Origin of the sequence: Pantoea sp. IMH (genome assembly GCF_000599885.1) — a bacterium.
In the GTDB taxonomy this organism is placed as follows: Bacteria; Pseudomonadota; Gammaproteobacteria; order Enterobacterales; family Enterobacteriaceae; genus Erwinia.
Window position 1 is genome coordinate 43,494 of the sequence record NZ_JFGT01000004.1, and the last position, 20,844, is coordinate 64,337.

Below are 20,844 nucleotides of genomic sequence, written 5' to 3' on the forward strand. Positions count from 1 at the left end.
TACTTTCCTCAAGTGATGCCCGCTCTCGCTGCTTCGGGCTTTTAGACGTCCAGATGTTTACACATCTATAATCAGCAGGTACTGTAGACATCACAAGCGCAAATTGTTCATTGTCGATGTGAAGGACTCTCATGATCGAACTCAAACACCTGCGGACGCTACAGGCGCTGCGGAATACCGGTTCACTGGCTGCCGCCGCAGCGCAGCTCCATCAAACGCAATCGGCGTTATCCCACCAGTTCAGCGATCTGGAGCAGCGGCTGGGCTTCCGTCTCTTCGTGCGTAAGACCCAGCCGCTGCGCTTCACGCCGCAGGGAGAGATCCTGTTACAGCTGGCTGAGCAGATCCTGCCGCAGATACAGCAGGCGCTACAGGCATGCCACGAACCTCATCAGACGACGCTGCGCATCGCTATTGAGTGTCATAGCTGCATCCAGTGGCTGACGCCCGCCCTGAACAACTTCCGTCAAAGCTGGCCGCAGGTGGTGATGGATTTTAAATCTGGTGTCACTTTCGATCCGCAGCCCGCACTTCAGCAGGGCGAGCTGGATGTCGTGCTTACCTCCGATATTCTTCCCCGCAGCGGCCTTTTCTACTCGCCAATGTTTGATTTTGAAGTGCGCCTGGTGCTGGCACCGGATCATCCGCTGGCGCGGGTTGATCGCATTACGCCGGAAGACCTGGCGCAGGAGGTGCTGATGATTTATCCCGTCCAGCGGCAGCGTCTCGACATCTGGCGCCATTTCTTACAGCCTGCGGGCGTCAGCCCGGCGCTGAAAAGCGTCGATAATACGCTGCTGCTGATTCAGATGGTTTCTGCCGGCATGGGGATCGCCGCACTGCCGCACTGGGTAGTGGAGAGCTTCGAACATCAGGGATTAGTGGTGACTAAAACGCTGGGGGAAGGATTATGGAGCCGCCTGTATGCCGCCGTCCGCGATGGTGAACAGCGCCAGCCGGTGGTTGAAGCCTTTATTCGCTCGGCCCGCCAGCACGCCTGCGATCACCTGCCAAGGGTCAGGGATGCTTCCGTACCCGGTACGCCTTTACCGGCATCGATTGGCCAGGCATAAACCGTTATCCGCATTAATGTCGGCGAGTTTTCCTGTTTCTGCGATCGTTTATCTTTATAATGCGCGTAATGGCTTTTATTCCTGATGAGAAACTATGACAAATAACGACGTTCTGCGCAGCGTGCGCTACATGCTCAACCTGAGCGATGCACAGATGGTAAGTATCCTTGCGCTGGCAGAAAGTGAAGTAACCGAAGCGGAAGTGAACAGCTTCCTGAAAAAAGATGATGAGCCGGGCTTTCGTGCCTGTCCTGATGTTGTGATGGGCTATTTTCTGAATGGCCTGATTTTTCAGCGCCGTGGGAAAAGTGAAGACGCGCCTGCGCCTTCCATTGAGCGCAAGATGACAAACAACATCATCATGAAGAAGCTTCGCGTGGCGTTCGACCTGAAAACGACCGACATTCTTGAGATCCTGAAGCTGGCCGATTTTGCCGTAGGCCAGTCGGAAATCGGCGCCATTTTCCGCAAGCCGGGCCATAAAAACTACCGTGAATGCGGCGACCAGATCCTGCGTAACTTCCTGAAAGGCCTGACGCAAAAGATTCGCCCCGTCAAAGCCAAAGCTTGATCCTGGCCGGGCCGGTCTGTCCGGCCCTCTCGCTGCAGTTCTACCTGCCGGCAATCCATTTCTTATGCACCCACAGCGATGCAAAAATCACCGTTGCGCCAATAATAAAACTCGGCCAGTGCGGCTGTTCCTGCCAGATGGCCAGGTTCACCAGCAGACCCGCAGGCACATGCATATTGTTCATAATGCCCAGCGTACCCGCATCCACTTGGGTAGCGCCGTAGTTCCACATAAAATAGCCCAGCCCTGAGGCCACCACGCCCAACCAAATCAGAATGCCCCATTGGAGCGACGTTGTCGGCAACTTCTCCGGATTTCCCCACATCATCCAGGCGATGACCGCAATGATGGCCGCGCCCAGATAAAACCAGGAGAAGGCAGTATGCTGCGGCATTGGCCGGGTTTCCTGAAGGCGCTTATAGCCCACCATACCGACGGCGAAGCAGAGGTTGGCCAGCTGCACCAGCAACAGCCCGGTCCAGAAACTTTCACTCACTTTGTCGTAGCGAATGATGGCCGCGCCCGCAACGGCCAGCAGCGCACTGAGCGCATAGCCGGGACGCACACCTTTCCCTTTGAGCAGATCGTAGATCAGCGTGATATAGAGCGGCGTCATCACCGTAAACAGCAAAAATTCCGACACGCTGAGATAGAGATAAGCCTCAAAGCTCAATAAATACATCACCCCCAGCTGTAACGCGCCGACGGCCATATAGAGCAATATTGTAGAGGCCTGATACCCGCGCCAGCGCAGGAAAGGCAGGAAAACGGCGGTGGCCAGCAGCAGCCGCATCAGTACGGAAAAAACGCTGTCCACCTGCCCGGCGAGATATTCCCCAATCAGGCTGAAGGAAAAAGCCCATAAAACGGTGGTGACAATCAATAACGTCACAATAGAAAACTCGGTAGTGAAAAGGGCGAACAGTGTAGCGAAACAGCGCAAAGAGCAGGAAAGTATTTCGTTGACATCTGCTTAATAAAAACACACCACTTAATGCGCATATGTGCGCAAAAACGAAAGACGTTTCGTTTACGCAATTGCGCCGTTATGAAAGTGTCCCCCTCACTTTACCGACGTTACAAATATGCATTTGACGTGTTTTATTGTCATAAAACTGTAACATTTGTGTTGTCCTTCACGGTTCGCCTGCGCGTTTTCGCCTATTCTGTGCGCGAAAATGAACATAAGTCTCACCCTTTGTTCTGTCTCGTTCACTGGGCGCCCATGGGCGTAAAACTGCAAAAAAATCGTGCCACTGGAGGCGATATGATTAGTATTTTTAAGCCAGCCGCACATAAAGCGCGTGTCGATGAGAAACAGATCGATCCGCTTTATCGCAAACTACGCTGGCAAATTTTTCTGGGGATCTTTTTTGGTTACGCGGCCTATTATCTGGTCCGTAAGAACTTTGCGCTGGCGATGCCTTACCTGGTTGAACAGGGATTCTCACGAGGCGATCTGGGCTTCGCGCTTTCCGGTATTTCCATCGCTTACGGCTTCTCAAAATTTATTATGGGTTCCGTTTCCGATCGTTCTAATCCGCGCGTTTTCCTTCCCGCCGGGCTGATTCTCGCCGCTTCCGTCATGCTGTTTATGGGCTTTGTGCCCTGGGCAACCTCCAGCATCATGGTGATGTTCGGGCTGCTGTTTATCTGCGGCTGGTTTCAGGGAATGGGCTGGCCGCCCTGTGGACGTACGATGGTTCACTGGTGGTCACAGAAAGAGCGTGGTGGCGTCGTTTCCGTCTGGAACTGCGCGCATAACGTCGGTGGCGGATTGCCTCCGCTGCTGTTTCTGCTGGGTATGGCCTGGTTCAGCGACTGGAAATCCGCGCTTTATATGCCCGCCTTTGGCGCGATTATCGTAGCGCTGTTCGCCTTCGCGCTGATGCGTGATACCCCACAATCCTGCGGGCTGCCACCGATCGAAGAGTATAAAAATGACTACCCGCCCGATTACGATGAAAAACATGAAGAAGAGCTGACCGCTAAACAGATCTTTATGCAGTATGTGTTGCCAAATAAGCTTCTGTGGTACATCGCGCTGGCGAACGTCTTTGTTTACCTGCTGCGCTACGGCATTCTTGACTGGTCGCCAACCTATCTGAGAGAGGTCAAACACTTCACCCTGGATAAATCCTCCTGGGCCTATTTCCTTTATGAGTACGCCGGTATCCCCGGCACGCTGCTGTGCGGCTGGATGTCCGATAAGGTGTTCAAAGGTAACCGTGGTGCGACCGGCGTCTTCTTTATGGTGCTGGTGACCATTGCCACCGTCGTCTACTGGCTGAACCCGCCCGGTAATCCCGGCGTGGATATGGCCTGTATGATCGTTATCGGGTTCCTGATTTATGGTCCTGTCATGTTGATCGGGTTACATGCTCTTGAGCTGGCACCGAAAAAAGCAGCGGGTACCGCCGCCGGGTTTACCGGACTGTTCGGTTATCTGGGTGGTTCCGTCGCGGCCAGCGCCATCGTCGGCTATACCGTTGATTACTTCGGCTGGGACGGCGGTTTCATCATTATGGTGGGCGGCAGCGTAATGGCCGTTATCCTGCTGCTGCTGACCATGCTCAGTGAGAAAAAGCATAAACAGCAGCTCGCTCGTCATGAGTAATGGCAGAAGGAACAGGATATGAGAGTAAAAACAGGTGTCGCGCTGCTGTTATTAAGCAGCGCCTGCTGGGCGCAGATCGCCCAGGAAAAACTGGTTATCGCCCATCGCGGTGCCAGTGGTTATCTGCCGGAACACACTCTTTCGGCGAAGGCGATGGCTTATGCGCAGGGCGCTGATTTTCTGGAGCAGGATTTGGTGATGACCAAAGACGATCGTCTGATTGTCCTTCATGACCATTATCTCGATCGCGTCACGGACGTGGCAACACGCTACCCGACGCGTGCGCGTAAAGATGGCCGCTATTATGCGATCGACTTTACGCTGGCTGAAATCAAAGGGCTGAAATTTACCGAAGGCTTTACGCTCAGCAACGGAAAAAAAGTACAAACTTTCCCTGGTCGTTTCCCGATGGAGAAATCCGACTTTCGCATCCACACCTTTGAGGAGGAGATTGAGTTTATTCAGGGACTGAACCACTCTACCGGCAGGGATATTGGGCTTTATACCGAGATTAAAGCGCCCTGGTTCCACCGTAAGGAAGGGAAAGATATCTCTGCACAGGTGCTCAATGTGCTTAAGCAGTACGGCTACAGCAGTAAAAGCGACAACGTTTATCTGCAATGCTTTGATTACAATGAAGTGAAGCGGATAAAAACCGAGCTGGAACCCAGCCGTGACATGAACCTCAAGCTGGTGCAGTTAGTGGCCTATACCGACTGGGAAGAAACGCAGGAGCAGAAAAACGGCACATGGGTCAACTACAGCTATGACTGGATGTTTGAACCTGGCGCGATGAAAACTATCGCACGCTATGCCGATGGGATCGGGCCGGACTACCATATGCTGGTGGCGGAAGGCTCAACGAAACAGGCCATTCATCTGACGAAAATGGTAGAGGAAGCACATCAAAACAAACTGGTGGTGCATCCTTACACCGTACGTGCAGATCAGCTACCGGACTGGGCCGGCAATGTCGACGGTCTGTTTGATGTTCTCTATAACCAGGCGGGAGTGGATGGCGTGTTTACCGACTTCCCGGATAAAGGCGTGCGTTTTTTACAGCGCCAGCTGCACTAAACGAAAAGCCAGCCGCGCAGATCGTTAGCGACAAAATGCGCGGCCGCTTTTCATTCTCTGCAACTCCCCCGCTCTTGGGTCACGGGCGGGGATGTCGCTGGTCAGACGTTATACAGCTTACGTAAATAGGCCGGGACCGCGTTATCAGCATTGCTACCTATCACTTCCAGCTCCGGCAGCAAATCTTTCAGGCGCTGATGCGAATTGCTCATGATGCAGCCCTTACCCGCCATGCTCAGCATCTCTTTATCATTCATCCCGTCGCCAAAAGAGATGCACTCTTTCAGCGAATAGCCCAGCGTGCGGGAGACGGCATCCAGCGCATGGCCTTTCGACACGCCGCCCGCCATCACTTCAAGACAGCCCGGCAGAGAGAAACTGACGTTAACCCGATCGCCCCAGCGGGCCACCAGCGCCTCTTCCAGCGGGATCAACAGCTCCGGTTTGCCGCAGGTGAAAAAGACTTTACTGATGCCGTCAGTCGGCAACGCGCCAGGCTGATAGATCTGATAGTTGAAGTCAGATTCACGGAAGAAATCCATCTCTTCAGGACGGTGACGATTGAGGAACCACTCTTCATCCCGGTAAATATTCGTGAAGATGTCTTCATGATCGTGATGCAGCGCAAACAGCTCATGCGCGATATCTTCATCCAGATTGTGGCTGAATACCAGTTCACCCGCCGTGTTATGCACACGTGCGCCATTTGAAGTAATCATAAAGGCGTCAATGCCCAGGCTGTCGCGCATCTGTGCCACATCAATGTAATGACGTCCGGTTGCGAAGATGAAATGCACGCCTTTTTGCGTGAGCAACTGTAGCGTTTCCCGCGCAAAGGGCGATAAACGATGGTCGGGCGACAGCAGGGTGCCATCAAGATCGGAAGCAACAATAGGGTACATAAAACCTCTGGTTAATCTGTTGTCGGGCTGGCTTACGCCGCCCGCTGATAAGCTAAGTCTGAGTGATGCAAATCAGGGATGCCGTGAGAAAAAATCCACAATGGCATCCAGCGCTTCGGCCCGCATACTGTCTTTTTCAAATAAGATCTCATGACGCGCGCCAGCGATAACATAGGGTTTTCCGCCTTCACAGGGCTGACCCGCGGCGGTCATGGCCTGGCAAAACAGATCCTGGGCACGGTTATCCACCACCTTATCTTCACCGGCCTGCAACAGCAGCAGCGGTGTTGAAACATTTTTTGCCTGGCTGACGATGCTGACGCCAGCCTGAACGCCTTCACGAACCCAGTGATAGGTCGGTCCGCCAACCCGTAAACCGGGTTCGTCAGCGTAAAAGCGCAGATTACGGCGATAGCGTTCGCGGCTGTGTGTTAACACATTAATCCCGAACGGCCGGGCCTGCCATCTGCCCGTGCCGAGGGCATAGCCATCGCGCAGGGCGGGCCGTTTTTCCGCCCATTCCAGAATGCGGTGCGCCATCCAGAGCGGCATCGGCAGGAAAATGCCAAACATGGGCGACGCCAGCGCGACGGCGTCAAACGCCCCCGGCTGCCGGACCAGCATCAACGTCAGGATGGCCGCACCCATCGAATGGGCCAGCGCATAACGGTGACGATAGTGAGAAGCAGTAATCTCTTTCTGATAAAGCGTTTCGAGATCCGCAACATAGTGATCGAACGCTTCGACATGCCCGCGGTGGGAATCCTGCAGCAGCCTGCCGGACCGCCCCTGACCCCGATGATCGATAATCACCACATCATAGCCACAGTGATAAAGATCGTAAGCCAGCTCGGGATATTTCACATAACTTTCGATGCGTCCGGGGCAGAGCAGAATGACTTTATCGTGCTGTGGAGAGACAAAGCGGACGTAGCGGATAGTGACATTTTCCGCCCCCACAAACTCGTTTTCTTCACGCTGCTGCCAGAAATCCAGCAGCGGGCCGGTAGCAAAAGCCGCAAACGCCTTTTCCCGCGTTGGCCAGCCGCTTTTATGCTTTTTCATCGGCTTTTGCTCCTCCTGGCGGCGCAGGGAGATCCCGTAGCGCCACGTTCAACAATAACGTATTGTGTCATACTTCTGCCTTCTCAGGGAGCCTTACCCATGACCATCGAATGGTGGCTGGCCTACCTTTTTACGACCTGCATTCTCAGCCTTTCTCCCGGCTCCGGCGCCATTAATACCATGAGCACCGGCATCAGCCACGGCTATCGCGGCGCTGCCGCCTCCATTGCCGGGCTTCAGGTTGGGCTTTCGCTGCATATCATGCTGGTCGGCATTGGTCTGGGGGCGATCTTTTCGCAGTCCGTAATGGCGTTTGAGGTGCTGAAATGGGCAGGTGCCGCCTACCTGATCTGGCTGGGTATTCAGCAATGGCGCTCAGGCGGTGCGCTGGATCTTCAGGCGGTGGCGATGGCAATGCCGCGACGGAAACTCTTCAGGCGGGCGGTGCTGGTCAACCTGACCAACCCAAAAAGTATTGTGTTCCTGGCGGCGCTGTTTCCCCAATTTATCCTTCCTCATCAGCCACAGGCGATGCAGTATCTGGTTCTGGGCGTGACCACCGTCGTGGTCGATATCATTGTAATGATCGGCTATGCCACGCTGGCCACGCGCATCGCCGTCTGGATTAAAGGGCCACGGCAGATGAAGCTGCTTAACAGGATCTTTGGCGCGATGTTTATTGCCGTTGGCGCCCTGCTGGCGTCAGCCCGCCGCATCGCCTGAAAATGACGGGCAACGCGGTGATATCAGCGTGACAGAATCAGATGGATACCAAAGCCGGCAAACAGGACACCAGCCACGCCGTCGATCCATTTTGCCAGACGCTGGTAGCCGCGACGCATCACCGGAAGGGCGAAAATGCTGGCGACAAGGCTGAACCAGATAAAGGTTTCCGCCACGATCAGCAGAAACAGTCCCCAGCGTTCTCCCGCGCCGACGTCATCGCCGACGAACAGCGAAAAGACGCTGCCAAAGTAGATAACGGCCTTAGGGTTGGAAAGGTTGGTAAGGAAACCTCTCAGGAAGCTGCGACGGTTTCCCGGCAGTAACCCCTGCTCTTCCGTTTGCCCTGACGGCTGCAAATGCTGGCGACGCGCTGAACGCAGCATCTGCCAGCCCATCCACAGCAGATAGAGGCCCCCGCCAACCATAATAATCTGATGCAGCCAGGCCATTTTTTGCAGGATCAGATGCAGCCCCATCAGCGCCACGCCGGCCCAGATAACGATCCCGAGCGTAATGCCCAGTACGCCATACATCGCTTCTTTGCGGGAACGGCTGGCCGCCGTCTGCGAAACAAAAAAGAAATCGGGTCCGGGACTCATCAGCGCAATAAAGTGCACCAGCGCAACCGTCAGAAACAATATCAGCATCGTTTTGATCCTTAAAAGTAAGCGTTACTCTTCACCATCAATATGCGCTTTGATCATCATCAGGAAGGGTTTGCCAAAGCGTTCCAGCTTACGTTGCCCCACGCCGTTTACGCTCAGCATTTCTGAGGCTGTCACCGGCATCTGCTCCGCCATTTCAATCAGGGTTGCATCGTTAAATACCACGTAAGGCGGAATATTCTCTTCATCGGCGATAGCTTTGCGCAACTTACGCAGCTTGGCAAACAGCTTGCGATCGTAATTGCCGCCGAACGACTTTTGTCCTGCGCTGCGGGGTTTGACGCTGACCATCCGCGGCACGGCCAGCATCAGTGACGCTTCACCACGCAGCACAGGCCGGGCAGCCTCGGTCAGCTGTAGCGCTGAATGCATGGCGATATTCTGCGTGACCAGGCCCAGGTGAATGAGCTGGCGCAGAACGCTAATCCAGTGTTCGTGGGTTTGGTCGCGCCCGATACCATAGACCGGCAGCTTGTCGTGCTGCATGTCACGTATGCGCTGATTATTGGCGCCGCGCAGCACCTCAACGATATAGCCCATACCAAAGCGCTGGCCGACCCGGTAAATACTCGACAGCGCCTTTTGTGCCTCAACCAGTCCGTCGTAGCGACGCGGCGGATCCAGACAGATATCGCAGTTGCCGCAGGGCTGCTGGCGTCCTTCACCAAAATAGTTAAGCAGCACCAGACGCCGGCAGGTCTGCGCCTCCGCAAAGGCGCCCATCGCGTTCAGCTTGTGACGCTCAATGTCCTGTAGCGGCCCCGGCGCTTTCTCTTCAAGGCAGCGGCGCAGCCAGGCCATATCAGCCGGATCGTAAAGCATCAGGGCTTCAGCAGGCAGGCCGTCACGTCCGGCACGCCCCGTTTCCTGATAGTAAGATTCAATATTGCGGGGGATATCGAAGTGCACCACAAAGCGGACGTTGGGCTTGTTAATGCCCATGCCAAACGCAACCGTCGCCACCACGATTTGCAGATCGTCGCGCTGGAAAGCCTCCTGCACCTGGCCGCGATGGGCATTATCCATCCCGGCATGGTAAGCCCCCACGCTGAGTCCCTTACTTTGCAGCCGCGCGGCGGTATCTTCCACCTTCGCCCGGCTGTTGCAGTAGATGATGCCGCATTTGCCACGCTGATCCTGCACATAGCGAATAAGCTGCTCGGTAGGTTTGAATTTTTCCACCAGCGTATAGCGAATATTAGGGCGGTCAAAGCTGCTGACCTGAATCAGCGGATCGCTCATCTGCAACAGACGCACGATATCGTTACGCGTGGTTTCATCGGCGGTCGCGGTCAGCGCCATCACCGGCACGTCGGGCAGACGCTGCCGGAGCTGCCCGAGCGCACCATATTCCGGACGGAAATCATGGCCCCACTGAGAGATACAGTGTGCTTCATCCACTGCCAGCATCGCCGGGTTCCAGTGCAGCAGATTTTCGAGGAAGTTGTCCATCATCAGCCGTTCAGGGGCGATATAGAGCAGCCTGATGCGTCCGGTACGGCAGCCGGCCATCACTTCCTGCTGCTCTTCCCGTGTCTGGGAGGAGTTAAGGCAGCCTGCCGCCACACCGTTAGCCAGGAGCTGATCGACCTGATCTTTCATCAGTGAAATCAGCGGCGAAACGACCAGCGTCAGCCCTTCCCTGACCAGGGCCGGGACCTGATAACACAGGGATTTACCGCCGCCGGTTGGCATGACGACAAGACAGTCCCGCCCTTTCAGCGAAGCCTGAATGATGGTTTGCTGCCCCGGACGGAACTGCTGGTAGCCGAAGGTTTCTTGCAGAACCTGTTCCGCCAGCGCTTCCTGATTTATGACTGGAGCCGTAGACACATATTCCTCAAATCTGATGGTGGGCGGGCCGCAGGAAAGCAGCCCACGCCGGTAACATTAAAACAGGTCGTTCAGCGTCACGCCGACGCCAAGACGCGTCTGGCGGTGATCGTAATCGATCAGGGATTCACCGTAGCCGCTGAATACCTGGGTGTAGAAACGAACATGCTCGGTGATAGGGTAGCTCCAGCCCATTTCGGCGCTGCCGTAACCGGTATTCCAGTTATAGCGGCCCTTCACGCTGAAAATGCTTTCGCCCCACTGATAGCCGACCGTCAGGCGATAATACCCCATGTACTTAGTGATATCCGGGTTATCATCATTATTTTCGCTTTCCGCGATGCGGAACCAGGGCTTAGCTTCCACCATCCAGTTGCCGTTTTGCGCCATCAGACGGGCATAGACGCGGTTCCAGCTGCGGGAAGTCGGATCGGAACGCCCATTTGACTGGTGATTCAGTCCCACCTCAACATCACGCAGCGTCCAGCCAGCGAACGAGTAATCGGTCGCCCAGCCCAGAAACACCTGTGGCTCATAGTTGGTTTCCCGGAAGGGAGATGACTCAGCCCGGTTAGAGAGCTGCCACCAGGACCCCTGAGTATAAGAAGCTGCCAGCACCGAGTTATCACCTAAAATGCCGCGCCAGAGTGGAAACGCCAGGCTGAGCTGAAACTTCACCTCATCACGTTTTACATTGTCCGCCCAGCTGTAGGATTCGAGAGCGCTTTGATTAATATTGCTGGTAACGGAATAAAGTAAATAGTTGCTTTCATAAGGAAAAAGGACGAAAGGATTGTCATGCTTTTCCAGCAGGTTAGCGATAATGCTACCGCGAACGGCAGGGCGGTCATGAACTTCCTTAACCGTGGCTTCCTGTGCCAGCACTAACGAAGGAAACAGGATTGCTGCAGCAAGCAACCCTTTCAGCATAGACATAAACTTCTCCTGGATAAAAACGCAATGTGTGTAAAAAGCACGCCATTCTACACGCAAATGTCGCCGGGGATTAGCGCTGATTTTGTAAAGTGGAAAGCCCTTTCCCATCCGCTTAAAATAGCCATTCTGATAAGCTGTACTCCCACCATTTGCTGCAAGGATGTCTACATGACTGCTGCCGTCCCGCTGAATCAGGAAGCCGCCCGCGGCCTGATCGGAGAGATTTTTGTTTACGATATGCCGTTCAACCGTGCGCTGGGCCTGACGCTGGATCGACTTGAGCCCGATTATGCCGAACTCAGCTTTAGCCATCAGACGCAGCTCGTCGGCAACGTGGCGCAGAAAATTCTGCACGGTGGCGTTATTGCCTCGGTGCTGGACGTGGCGGCCGGCCTGGTTTGCGTCAGCAGCGCCCTGACCCGTCAGGAGAGTATCACCGAGGAGGAACTGCGCCAGCGCCTGTCGCGTATGGGCACGATCGATCTGCGCGTGGATTATCTCCGTCCTGGCCGCGGCGAGCGCTTCATCGCCAGCAGTAGTCTGCTACGCGGCGGAAACAAAGTCGCCGTGGCCCGCGTAGAGCTCCATAATGATGCCGGTGTTTATATTGCCAGCGCCACGGCAACCTATCTGATTGGCTAAACTGCCTGCAGCGTTTCACCCTATAACGGCGGTCCGTCCGCCCTGGAGTTATGTTTCATGGATGCGCAACAAACGCGACAGGGTGTTTTTTATGCTCTGGGCGCCTACTTTATCTGGGGCGTGGCACCCGCCTATTTCAAGCTGATTGATCAAGTAGCCCCCGGCGAAATTATGACGCACCGGGTTATCTGGTCCTTCTTCTTTATGCTGCTGCTGGTGAGCCTTACCCGTAACTGGGACAACGTTAAACTGACGCTCAGGCAGCCGAAGAGAGTGCTGCTGCTGGCGCTCTCCGCCACGGTCATTTGTGGCAACTGGCTGCTGTTCATCTGGTCCGTGAATAATCACCATCTGCTTGAGGCCAGCCTGGGTTATTTTATTAACCCGCTGCTTAACGTGCTGGTCGGCATGCTGTTCCTGGGAGAACGCTTTCGCCGGATGCAGTGGCTGGCGGTGGGCCTTGCGGCCTGCGGCGTGCTTATCCAGCTATGGAAATTCGGCTCGGTGCCGGTCATTGCGCTGGGATTAGCGGTTTCCTTTTCCTTTTACGGTCTGCTGCGCAAAAAAATTAGCGTGGATGCCCAGACCGGTATGCTGGTCGAAACCAGCTGGCTACTGCCCGTGGCGGCAATCTATCTCTTTGGCGTGGCAGACAGCCCTACCAGCCACCTGACGCAAAACCCGCTCCCGCTGAACCTGTTGCTGGTGGCCGCTGGCGTAGTAACGACCGTCCCGCTGATGCTGTTTACCGCTGCCTGTACGCGACTGCGGCTCTCCACCGTGGGGTTTTTCCAGTATCTCGGCCCGACGCTGATGTTTCTCCTGGCGGTCGTTTTTTATGATGAAGCGCTGACACCGGACAAAATGGTTACCTTCAGTTTTATCTGGGCTGCACTGGCGATATTTATTTTCGATGCGCTGATGACCTTAAAACGTGGACGGCCCAGCGGGGTTTGACTGTTATTACTTTTCACCGGGAAACAATTACCCGGTGAAAAGTAACAAACCCATAAAATAACTATAACCTGATACACTCATCGTAAATCAGTGCAAAGAGTTTGGCTTATTCAATCCAATTAATGTCAGAATCGTCACGTGTTTTACTACAGAGGACAATTTTCACTCCACAGGCTGAAGCAATAACGTGGATGAGTTGTAAATCTATGGACAGTTTTTCCCTGATCCTTCCTGCTTTTCCCTTCAGGCCGGTTTCCTGCTGCCCTGTTTCTGACCAGCACTGGCGCTTCGCGCTGTAGCGTCTTCTCTACGGATTTTTCTTCCGCGTTAATTAACGCCTTTAATTATCTCAATTTCCGGAGAGTCACTATGCTGTACTGGTTATTATTGGCGCTTGCCATAGTATTTGAAATTACCGGCACGCTGGCAATGAAATGGGCCAGCCTTAACGATCACGCCACAGGCTATTTTTTCATGCTGGCAATGATCGCTTTTTCTTATATCACATTATGTTTCGCCGTTAAAAAAATTGCCTTAGGCGTGGCCTATGCCATATGGGAAGGCATCGGCATACTGTTTATTACCCTGTTCAGCGTGATCTTATTTGAAGAATCTTTATCTCTGCTGAAAGTTGCAGGTCTCGTCACGCTGGTAACAGGGATCGCGTTAATGAAATCCGGAACGATAAGCGGCAAGGAGGCCAGCCATGCTACCGCTTAACGGAACGCATATCGCCTGGCTGGCGCTGGCGGTCGTACTGGAGATCCTTGCCAATATTTTACTTAAGTACTCTAACGGTTTTCGCCGTCCGCTGTACGGTCTCTCATCAATTATCGCCGTACTGGCCGCTTTCAGCGCGCTGGCGCAGGCCGTCAAAGGGATCGACCTTTCCGTCGCTTATGCGTTGTGGGGCGGTTTCGGTATTGTGGCTACCGCGGCGGCGGGCTGGATTTTGTTCGGCCAACGTCTGAACCGTCGCGGCTGGCTCGGCATCGCCGTGCTGCTGGTCGGTATGGTGCTGATTAAGTTTGCCTGATGGAGGGAGAGCGTCGTCAGACGCTCTCTTAACATCACCGGTTACAGCCAGTTCTTACGCTTAAAGTAGGCGTAAGGTGCCAGTCCGGCGAGGATCATCAGGCCTATCGCCGCAGGATAGCCGAAGCTCCAGCTTAATTCAGGCATAAACTCAAAGTTCATCCCGTAGCTGGAGGCAACCAGCGTGGGTGGCAGGAAGACCACGGACACCACCGAGAAGATTTTGATAATGCGGTTCTGTTCAATATTGATAAAGCCCATCGCCGCCTGCATCAGGAAGTTAACTTTCTGGAACAGGGATTCGTTATGGGGCAACAGCGACTCGATATCACGCAGAATTTCACGCGCCTGCTCCAGCTGATTGGCAGGCAGACGGGCTTTACGTACCAGGAAATTCAGTGCGCGTTGGGTGTCCATCAGACAGAGACGTACCTTCCAGCCGATATCTTCCAGTTCCGCCAGCGTGGAGAGCGCCGCATCAAATTCATCGCCCTGATGCCCTTCCATAATGACCCGGCTCAGCTTTTCCAGATCGCTGTAGATATTCTCGATTTCATCCGCCAGTTGTTCAATTTTAGTTTCGAACAGATCGAGCAGCAGCTCGTAGGCGTTACCGTCGGTCAGAATCTGGTTACGCGCTCGCATGCGGTACAGGCGAAACGCAGGCAGTTCGCGCTCGCGGAGCGTGTAAAGGCGTCCTTCACGGATAGTAAAAGCGACCGTTGAGTTGCCCGCGTGATCCTCGGCATCCTCATAAAAGAAGAAGGAGTGGATATGCAGGCCATCCTCGTCTTCAAAAAAACGCGCCGAGGCCTCAATGTCTTCCAGTTCGGGTCGGGTGGCCAGGCTCTGGCCCAGTTCATTCTGAACGCGATCGCGTTCATTTTCTTCCGGCTCGATCAGATCCACCCAGACCGAGCTGGAAAGTTCATCAACGGGCTCGTCCAGCTCAAGTCGGGTTAAGCGGCAATGATCCAGTTTAAATGCGCTCAGCATAGCTGTACTCCCAATTGCAGTAACATGGGACTTGCGCTTGAACACGGGAAACGAGCGTTTCAGTCAGCGATGGGTCTGACTCAGAGCGACAGTATGGCGGGTCGCCAACAACCACGAAGGCTATCGGCAGAGGAGGATAGCCTTAGGAGTTGTACCTGGTGTCCAGGTCAATGAGCCAGTATCTACTGGGTGTGTCCAAGGCGAATGTCCTCTCAGGGTTATGGTGGGCGCATGTTACGCTGTGCCGAAAATGGCGTCAACCTGTAGCCCGGTCAGCGGGGCGAATATCCAGCGTCAGGCGGAACAGGCCAGCCCGCAGACAGAAACGCGCGGGCAGCGGGGCTGCCCGGTGGCGTTATACCGTTTCCAGCTTAGCGTAGGCGGCCACCAGCCATTTGATGCCCTGCCCCTGAAAAGCGACCTGTAAACGGCTGTGATCGCCGCTGCCTTCCAGATTGACGATGGTGCCTTCGCCGAATTTGGCGTGACGTACCCGCTGACCAAGCGCGAAACCGCTGTCATTTTGCATTACCGGCGTGCCCATACGCTGGTGGCTGACAGGCCGGCTGACGCTGGCGCGCAGCCGTACTTCCTCCACACACTCCTCCGGTAATTCGCCTACAAAGCGGGAAGGCCGGTGATAAACTTCTTTGCCATAGAGGCGCCGGGTTTCAGCGTAAGTCAGGGTGAGCTTCTGCATCGCGCGCGTTACGCCGACGTAGGCCAGCCGGCGCTCCTCTTCCAGCCTGCCGCCCTCTTCCAGCGACATCTGGCTTGGAAACATGCCCTCTTCCATACCGACGATGAACACCTGCTTAAACTCCAGGCCCTTAGCCGCATGCATCGTCATTAGCTGCACCGCATCCTGCCATTTATCGGCCTGTCCCTCACCCGCTTCTAAAGCCGCGTGTGACAGAAAAGCCTGTAGCGGCATCAAATCTTCATCCTCATCCTGATAGCTGTACTGACGCGTTGCGTTAACCAGCTCCTCAAGGTTTTCGATGCGCGCCTGGCCTTTTTCGCCCTTTTCCTGCTCATACATCAGCCACAGGCCGGAATCCTTGATGACGCGATCCGTCTGTACGTGCAGCGGCAGCTCGCTGGTTTCCTGCGCGAGGGAATCCACCAGCTCGCTAAAACGCTGAAGTGCGGATGCCGCGCGGCCCGCCAGCGCTTTCTCCTGCAATAAGGCCCGGGTGCTCTGCCATAAGGTCAGCTGCCGTTCCCGGGCCGTCTGGCGTACCACATCCAGCGTACGATCGCCGATGCCGCGCGTAGGCGTATTCACCACCCGCTCAAAGGCCGCGTCGTCGTTACGGTTAGCAATCAGGCGCAGATAGGCCAGCGCATCTTTGATTTCCTGACGTTCAAAGAAGCGCATCCCACCGTAGATACGGTAAGGCATACTGGTTTGCAGCAGCGCCTCTTCCAGCACGCGCGACTGGGCGTTACTGCGGTAAAGGATGGCGCAGTCGCTCAGCGCGCCGCCGTTTTCCATCCAGACCTTAATGCGGTTAACCACGAAGCGCGCTTCATCCAGCTCATTGAACGCACAATAGATGGCGATCGGCTCGCCATCGCTGCCGTCCGTCCAGAGTTCTTTCCCCAGGCGCCCGTTATTGTTGGCGATCAGGGCATTGGCTGCCTTCAGAATATTGTTGGTCGAGCGGTAGTTCTGCTCAAGACGGATGGTCTGTGCACCGTGAAAATCGTTGAGAAACCGCTGGATGTTCTCAACCTGGGCGCCGCGCCAGCCGTAAATCGACTGATCGTCATCACCCACGATGATTACTTTACCGCTATCGCCCGCCAGCATGCGGATCCAGGCGTACTGGATGTTGTTGGTATCCTGGAACTCGTCAACGAGGATGTTGGTAAAGCGTTCGCGGTAGTGATTGAGAATATGCGGTTTGTTGAGCCACAGCTCATGCGCACGCAGCAGCAGTTCGGCAAAGTCGACCAGGCCGGCGCGATCGCACGCTTCCTGATAGGCCTGATAAATGCGCAGCCAGGTTTGTTCAACCGGATTGCCGTAGCTTTCGATATGCTTTGGCCGCAGCCCTTCATCTTTTTTGCCGTTGATGTACCACATCGCCTGCCGGGCGGGCCACTGCTTCTCGTCCAGGTTCATCGCTTTGATCAGACGCTTCAGCAACCGCATCTGATCTTCGCTGTCCAGGATCTGAAAGTCCTGCGGCAGATTTGCATCCAGGTGGTGGGCGCGCAGCAGACGGTGTGCCAGTCCATGAAAGGTGCCGATCCACATTCCGCCCTGGCTGGTGCCGATAAGCTGCTCAATGCGGTGGCGCATTTCAGCCGCCGCCTTGTTGGTAAAGGTCACCGCCATAATCGAGTAAGGTGAGCAGTTTTCGACGGACAGCAGCCAGGCGATCCGGTGAACCAGCACGCGCGTTTTGCCGCTGCCCGCTCCCGCCAGCACCAGCAAATTGCTGCGCGGCGCGGCAACAGCCTCGCGTTGTTTATCGTTTAAGCCGTCCAGTAATTCAGAAACGTCCATAGGCACCGCCAGAAAAGAGGAAAAGAAGCGGCGCACCGCTCACTGGATATTTAACCAGCTTATTATATCAGCGCGGTCAGCGAAGCCAACTGCGAAATTTCCAGCGTGGGCAGCAGCCGGCTGTCGCGGATATGCAGCAGATTACCTTCCCGCAGATTAATCCAGCACGCCTGCATACCGCAGCGCACGGCACCCGCCACATCCGTCGTGAGGTCATCGCCCACATGCAGAATGCTGGAGAGCGGCAGATTCAGCTTTTCCGCCGCCAGATGATACATATCCTGCCAGGGCTTCGCCCGTCCGTGTGGCCCCGCCCGCAGAACAAACTGAAAGTACTTATCCAGACCAAACAGATGCGGCTCTGCATTACCGTTGGTGATTGCCACCAGCGGCAGCTTCTGTGCCAGCGCGGCAAGCGTCGTGTGGGTTTCTTCGGGCACCGTGATCTGGCTGCGCCACGAGGCAAAGTTCGCCATCACAGCGCTTGCCCCTTCCTGCGCTTCCGGCCCGCTCAGGCCGGCGTTAAGCATCGCCAGCTCCACCGCGCGTCGCCGCCATTCGCTGACGTCATGATAGATATCCGGCTCCTGCTCGCGCAAACTGTCGCGCAGCTGCTGGTATTGCTCAACACTGAACTTGCTGAGGGCTGGATGGTAGTTCTGTAAAAACGAATGGGATTCCTGCGTCGTGCGCAGAATGACGGGATGATTGTCGTAGAGCGTATCGTCCAGATCGAAGGTCATCGCCGCGACGGGACGCAGCGGGCGGTAGAAATGCATCAGGATTTGCCTCGTTTCGCGCGGGGATGGGCGGCATCGTAAACCGACGCCAGATGTTGGAAGTCAAGATGGGTATAGATCTGGGTGGTCGTCAGGTTGGCGTGGCCCAGCAGCTCCTGCACGGCGCGCAAATCCCCGCTCGATTCCAGCATATGCGTGGCAAACGAATGCCGCAATTTGTGGGGATGGATATGACTGGTGATACCCTGCCTGACGCCCCACTCCGCAAACCGTTTTTGCACATTGCGGGCGGAGATCCGTTTTCCCTGCATCGAGAGGAAAACGGCATTATCTTCCGGCGCAAACAGCTCCCGCATCTCCAGCCAGTGCTCCATCCACTGTACCGCAGTACGGCCAACAGGCAGACGACGCTCTTTGCTACCCTTCCCCATCACCCATACTTCGCCGGAGGCGAGATCGAGATGGCCGGTATCAATGCCAACCAGTTCGGAAAGACGCAGGCCCGCGCCGTACATGATTTCCAGCATCGCCCGGTCGCGCACGGCCAGCGGATCGTTCACATCGATCTCCAGCAGGCGGTTGACTTCATCGACATCAATATTCTTCGGCAGATGGCGCGGTGCCCTGGGTGTGGCAACGCCTTTGGCCGGATTGGCTTTCAGCCGTCCCTGGGCAATTTGCCAGTCAAGAAAGCTGCGCAGCGCGGAGAGACGAAGCGCCAGACTGGCGGGCTTGAGCCCGGCCCGGCGGCTGCGCGCCGCCAGCGAGCGCACCTGCGCGGCATCCAGCTTATCCCAGCCGGTCAGTTTCATCTCTTCCAGCAGCGGAATGCAGGCCGCAAGCTGGCGCTGATAATTGATTTGCGTTAGCGGGCTGAGCTGGCGCTCAACCTTCAGATAACGCAGGAATCCCTCCACGTCTGCTTGCAGAAGCGACGCGGTGCTCATACGCGTTCAACCCAACGTTGCAGCAACTCAGGCAGCATCTGAGACAGGTGCTGGAGTAAAACCGTTCCCATACCGGACTGATAGTGCTGAGTATCACGGCTGCTGAAAATCAGCACACCGAGTTCACCTTCTTCACCCATCAGCGACATCGCGACCGAGCCGATGGCCTTCGCCTGTGGCAGCAGCAGCAGCAGTTCAGGGCCGTTCAGGCTGCCCAGATAATGATGCTGCTTACCGAGACGCTGGATGCGGACCGGTTCAAAGGCCTGTCGGGAGAGCGCCAGTTGGGTAAAACCGGAAGGTGCCCCGATGCGCCATTTTTCACTGAACAGCCGCACGTTCGCCCCGGCGAGTCCCAGCTCCCTGGCCCAGCGGTGCAGCCGGTTCAGCATATCATGCAGGTTTGGCGCAGAAGCCAGACGAGCCTGAAGGCTCAGCAGCCGGTCAAACAGTTGCTGATTGGCGCTTGCCTGTTCCATCAGCAGGGTAATTTCTTCTTCCAGCTGAGTGATATGGTTACGCTGGCGGGCCAGTTGCCATTCCACCAGGGAAACGGTCCCGCGCACCGGATGCGGCACCAGCATCTGTTCAACCTGGCGCGCATTACGGATAAAGAAGTCTGGATTTTGCAGCAGGTAATCGCTGACTGCGCGATCGTCCAGCAGGAGATCGCTGGCTGGCTGTTGTTCCCCGACATTTTTCATAAATGGATAAATCCGTCATAAACGTGAGTGGCAGGACCGGTCATATAGAGCGGATGACCCGGCCCTTTCCAGGCAATGTTCAGCGCGCCACCGGGCAGATCGACCCGCACTTTCTCAGCCAGCAGGCCTTGTTGAATGCCTACCGCAACGGCAGCACAGGCACCGCTGCCGCAGGCCTGCGTTTCACCGGCACCGCGTTCGTAAACGCGCAGACGGATATGCTCACGGCTGGCAACTTCCATAAAACCAACGTTAACCCGTTCCGGAAAACGCTCATGGCTTTCCAGCACCGGGCCCAGCAGTTCAACCTGCGCCGTGATTACGCTATCGACCTGCAGGACGCAGTGGGGATTACCCATCGACACCACGCCACACATCACCGTCTGTTCGGCGGTACGCATCAGATAAAGGTTTTCAGCTTTGTTGGCGCGGAAAGGCACCTTTTGCGGCTCGAAGTCAGGCTCGCCCATATTAACGCACACCTGTTCATCCTGCGTGACGCTAAGCACCATACGGCCATTTTGCGTACTGACGCGGATATCGCTTTTATTGGTGAGTCCTTTAAGCCGCACAAAGCGGGCAAAGCAGCGGGCGCCATTACCACACTGCGCCACTTCACTGCCATCGGCGTTGAAAATACGGTAGTGGAAATCCAGGTCGGGATCGTAAGGGGGTTCAACGATCAGGAGCTGATCAAACCCGATCCCCAGATGGCGATCCGCCAGGCGACGGATCAACTCAGGAGAGAAATAGACGTTTTGCGTCACGGCATCGACCACCATAAAGTCATTGCCCAGACCGTGCATTTTGGAGAACTGCATTTTCTGCTCCGACGAGTGC

General features: G+C 55.5%; 22 protein-coding genes. 9 read left to right on the top strand and 13 right to left on the bottom strand.

The annotated features are described in order from the left end of the window. Positions 1 to 131: 131 nt before the first annotated feature. Together metR and EA20_RS0106630 are read left to right on the top strand one after the other, a co-directional pair. Positions 132 to 1,073, top strand: coding sequence for an HTH-type transcriptional regulator MetR (gene metR / locus EA20_RS0106625; RefSeq protein ID WP_024966079.1), 942 nt, complete (start codon positions 132 to 134; stop codon positions 1,071 to 1,073). Positions 1,074 to 1,167: 94 nt separating this feature from the next. Beyond that, positions 1,168 to 1,644, top strand: a complete 477-nt coding sequence (locus EA20_RS0106630; protein ID WP_024966080.1) for a DUF1456 family protein — start codon at positions 1,168 to 1,170, stop codon at positions 1,642 to 1,644. A 40-nt stretch (positions 1,645 to 1,684) separates the two neighbouring features. Here EA20_RS0106630 and EA20_RS0106635 read toward each other — a convergent pair whose 3' ends face one another. Continuing rightward, positions 1,685 to 2,536: a carboxylate/amino acid/amine transporter gene (locus tag EA20_RS0106635; protein WP_024966081.1), complete on the bottom strand. Its 852-nt coding sequence runs from the start codon at positions 2,534 to 2,536 to the stop codon at positions 1,685 to 1,687. A 375-nt stretch (positions 2,537 to 2,911) separates the two neighbouring features. Between EA20_RS0106635 and glpT the strand changes: the two genes are divergently transcribed. Next, positions 2,912 to 4,261, top strand: coding sequence for a glycerol-3-phosphate transporter (glpT, locus tag EA20_RS0106640; RefSeq protein WP_024966082.1), 1,350 nt, complete (start codon positions 2,912 to 2,914; stop codon positions 4,259 to 4,261). Positions 4,262 to 4,279: 18 nt separating this feature from the next. Beyond that, positions 4,280 to 5,338, top strand: a complete 1,059-nt coding sequence (gene glpQ, locus EA20_RS0106645) for a glycerophosphodiester phosphodiesterase (protein WP_024966083.1) — start codon at positions 4,280 to 4,282, stop codon at positions 5,336 to 5,338. A gap of 101 nt (positions 5,339 to 5,439) precedes the next feature. Here glpQ and yigL read toward each other — a convergent pair whose 3' ends face one another. Together yigL and pldB are read right to left on the bottom strand one after the other, a co-directional pair. Next, the gene (gene yigL / locus EA20_RS0106650) at positions 5,440 to 6,240 is read right to left on the bottom strand and encodes a sugar/pyridoxal phosphate phosphatase YigL (RefSeq protein ID WP_024966084.1); all 801 of its coding nucleotides are present in this window, start codon (positions 6,238 to 6,240) and stop codon (positions 5,440 to 5,442) included. A gap of 72 nt (positions 6,241 to 6,312) precedes the next feature. Beyond that, positions 6,313 to 7,305 carry a lysophospholipase L2 gene (gene pldB, locus EA20_RS0106655; protein WP_024966085.1) on the bottom strand — a complete coding sequence of 331 codons (993 nt, stop codon included), beginning with the start codon at positions 7,303 to 7,305 and terminating at the stop codon, positions 6,313 to 6,315. Between the two features lie 99 nt (positions 7,306 to 7,404). On the opposite strand from pldB, the gene rhtB reads away from it, so the two are divergent. Then, entirely contained in the window at positions 7,405 to 8,028 is a 624-nt protein-coding gene (gene rhtB, locus EA20_RS0106660) for a homoserine/homoserine lactone efflux protein (RefSeq protein ID WP_024966086.1), read from the top strand. Positions 8,029 to 8,051: 23 nt separating this feature from the next. Here rhtB and rhtC read toward each other — a convergent pair whose 3' ends face one another. The 3 genes from rhtC to pldA are packed head-to-tail and all read right to left on the bottom strand — an operon-like array spanning position 8,052 to position 11,465. Then, the gene (gene rhtC / locus EA20_RS0106665) at positions 8,052 to 8,678 is read right to left on the bottom strand and encodes a threonine export protein RhtC (RefSeq protein WP_024966087.1); all 627 of its coding nucleotides are present in this window, start codon (positions 8,676 to 8,678) and stop codon (positions 8,052 to 8,054) included. A 24-nt stretch (positions 8,679 to 8,702) separates the two neighbouring features. Further along, positions 8,703 to 10,529 (bottom strand): ATP-dependent DNA helicase RecQ, encoded by a 1,827-nt coding sequence (gene recQ / locus EA20_RS0106670; protein ID WP_024966088.1) that lies wholly within the window; start codon positions 10,527 to 10,529, stop codon positions 8,703 to 8,705. A gap of 57 nt (positions 10,530 to 10,586) precedes the next feature. Then, positions 10,587 to 11,465 carry a phospholipase A gene (gene pldA / locus EA20_RS0106675; RefSeq protein WP_024966089.1) on the bottom strand — a complete coding sequence of 293 codons (879 nt, stop codon included), beginning with the start codon at positions 11,463 to 11,465 and terminating at the stop codon, positions 10,587 to 10,589. Positions 11,466 to 11,633: 168 nt separating this feature from the next. Between pldA and EA20_RS0106680 the strand changes: the two genes are divergently transcribed. The 4 genes from EA20_RS0106680 to mdtI all read left to right on the top strand — a co-directional run bounded on the left by EA20_RS0106680 (position 11,634) and on the right by mdtI (position 14,100). Beyond that, on the top strand, positions 11,634 to 12,107 hold the full coding sequence (locus tag EA20_RS0106680) for a thioesterase family protein (protein ID WP_024966090.1): 474 nt from the start codon (positions 11,634 to 11,636) through the stop codon (positions 12,105 to 12,107). 57 nt (positions 12,108 to 12,164) lie between these two features. Then, the gene (gene rarD, locus EA20_RS0106685) at positions 12,165 to 13,064 is read left to right on the top strand and encodes an EamA family transporter RarD (protein WP_024966091.1); all 900 of its coding nucleotides are present in this window, start codon (positions 12,165 to 12,167) and stop codon (positions 13,062 to 13,064) included. Positions 13,065 to 13,433: 369 nt separating this feature from the next. Beyond that, entirely contained in the window at positions 13,434 to 13,784 is a 351-nt protein-coding gene (gene mdtJ, locus EA20_RS0106690) for a multidrug/spermidine efflux SMR transporter subunit MdtJ (RefSeq protein ID WP_024966092.1), read from the top strand. Further along, on the top strand, positions 13,771 to 14,100 hold the full coding sequence (mdtI, locus tag EA20_RS0106695; RefSeq protein WP_024966093.1) for a multidrug/spermidine efflux SMR transporter subunit MdtI: 330 nt from the start codon (positions 13,771 to 13,773) through the stop codon (positions 14,098 to 14,100). Before mdtJ ends, mdtI begins: the two co-directional genes overlap by 14 nt. 41 nt (positions 14,101 to 14,141) lie before the next feature. Here the strand turns inward: mdtI and corA are convergent, their stop codons facing one another. From corA to dapF, 7 genes are all read right to left on the bottom strand, one after another. After that, positions 14,142 to 15,095: a magnesium/cobalt transporter CorA gene (gene corA, locus EA20_RS0106700; RefSeq protein WP_024966094.1), complete on the bottom strand. Its 954-nt coding sequence runs from the start codon at positions 15,093 to 15,095 to the stop codon at positions 14,142 to 14,144. A 142-nt stretch (positions 15,096 to 15,237) separates the two neighbouring features. Continuing rightward, positions 15,238 to 15,294, bottom strand: coding sequence for a YsgD/CorL family protein (ysgD, locus tag EA20_RS21270; protein WP_369699783.1), 57 nt, complete (start codon positions 15,292 to 15,294; stop codon positions 15,238 to 15,240). 156 nt (positions 15,295 to 15,450) lie between these two features. Continuing rightward, on the bottom strand, positions 15,451 to 17,613 hold the full coding sequence (uvrD, locus tag EA20_RS0106705) for a DNA helicase II (RefSeq protein ID WP_024966095.1): 2,163 nt from the start codon (positions 17,611 to 17,613) through the stop codon (positions 15,451 to 15,453). A 62-nt stretch (positions 17,614 to 17,675) separates the two neighbouring features. Continuing rightward, on the bottom strand, positions 17,676 to 18,392 hold the full coding sequence (yigB, locus tag EA20_RS0106710) for a 5-amino-6-(5-phospho-D-ribitylamino)uracil phosphatase YigB (RefSeq protein ID WP_024966096.1): 717 nt from the start codon (positions 18,390 to 18,392) through the stop codon (positions 17,676 to 17,678). Next, a complete protein-coding gene (xerC, locus tag EA20_RS0106715) occupies positions 18,392 to 19,300 on the bottom strand; it encodes a tyrosine recombinase XerC (protein WP_024966097.1) in 909 nt (302 codons plus the stop codon). The genes yigB and xerC overlap by 1 nt, the downstream gene beginning before the upstream one ends. Further along, positions 19,297 to 20,004 (bottom strand): DUF484 domain-containing protein, encoded by a 708-nt coding sequence (locus EA20_RS0106720; RefSeq protein WP_024966098.1) that lies wholly within the window; start codon positions 20,002 to 20,004, stop codon positions 19,297 to 19,299. The genes xerC and EA20_RS0106720 overlap by 4 nt, the downstream gene beginning before the upstream one ends. After that, positions 20,001 to 20,825, bottom strand: coding sequence for a diaminopimelate epimerase (dapF, locus tag EA20_RS0106725; RefSeq protein WP_024966099.1), 825 nt, complete (start codon positions 20,823 to 20,825; stop codon positions 20,001 to 20,003). The genes EA20_RS0106720 and dapF overlap by 4 nt, the downstream gene beginning before the upstream one ends. Positions 20,826 to 20,844 lie beyond the last annotated feature (19 nt).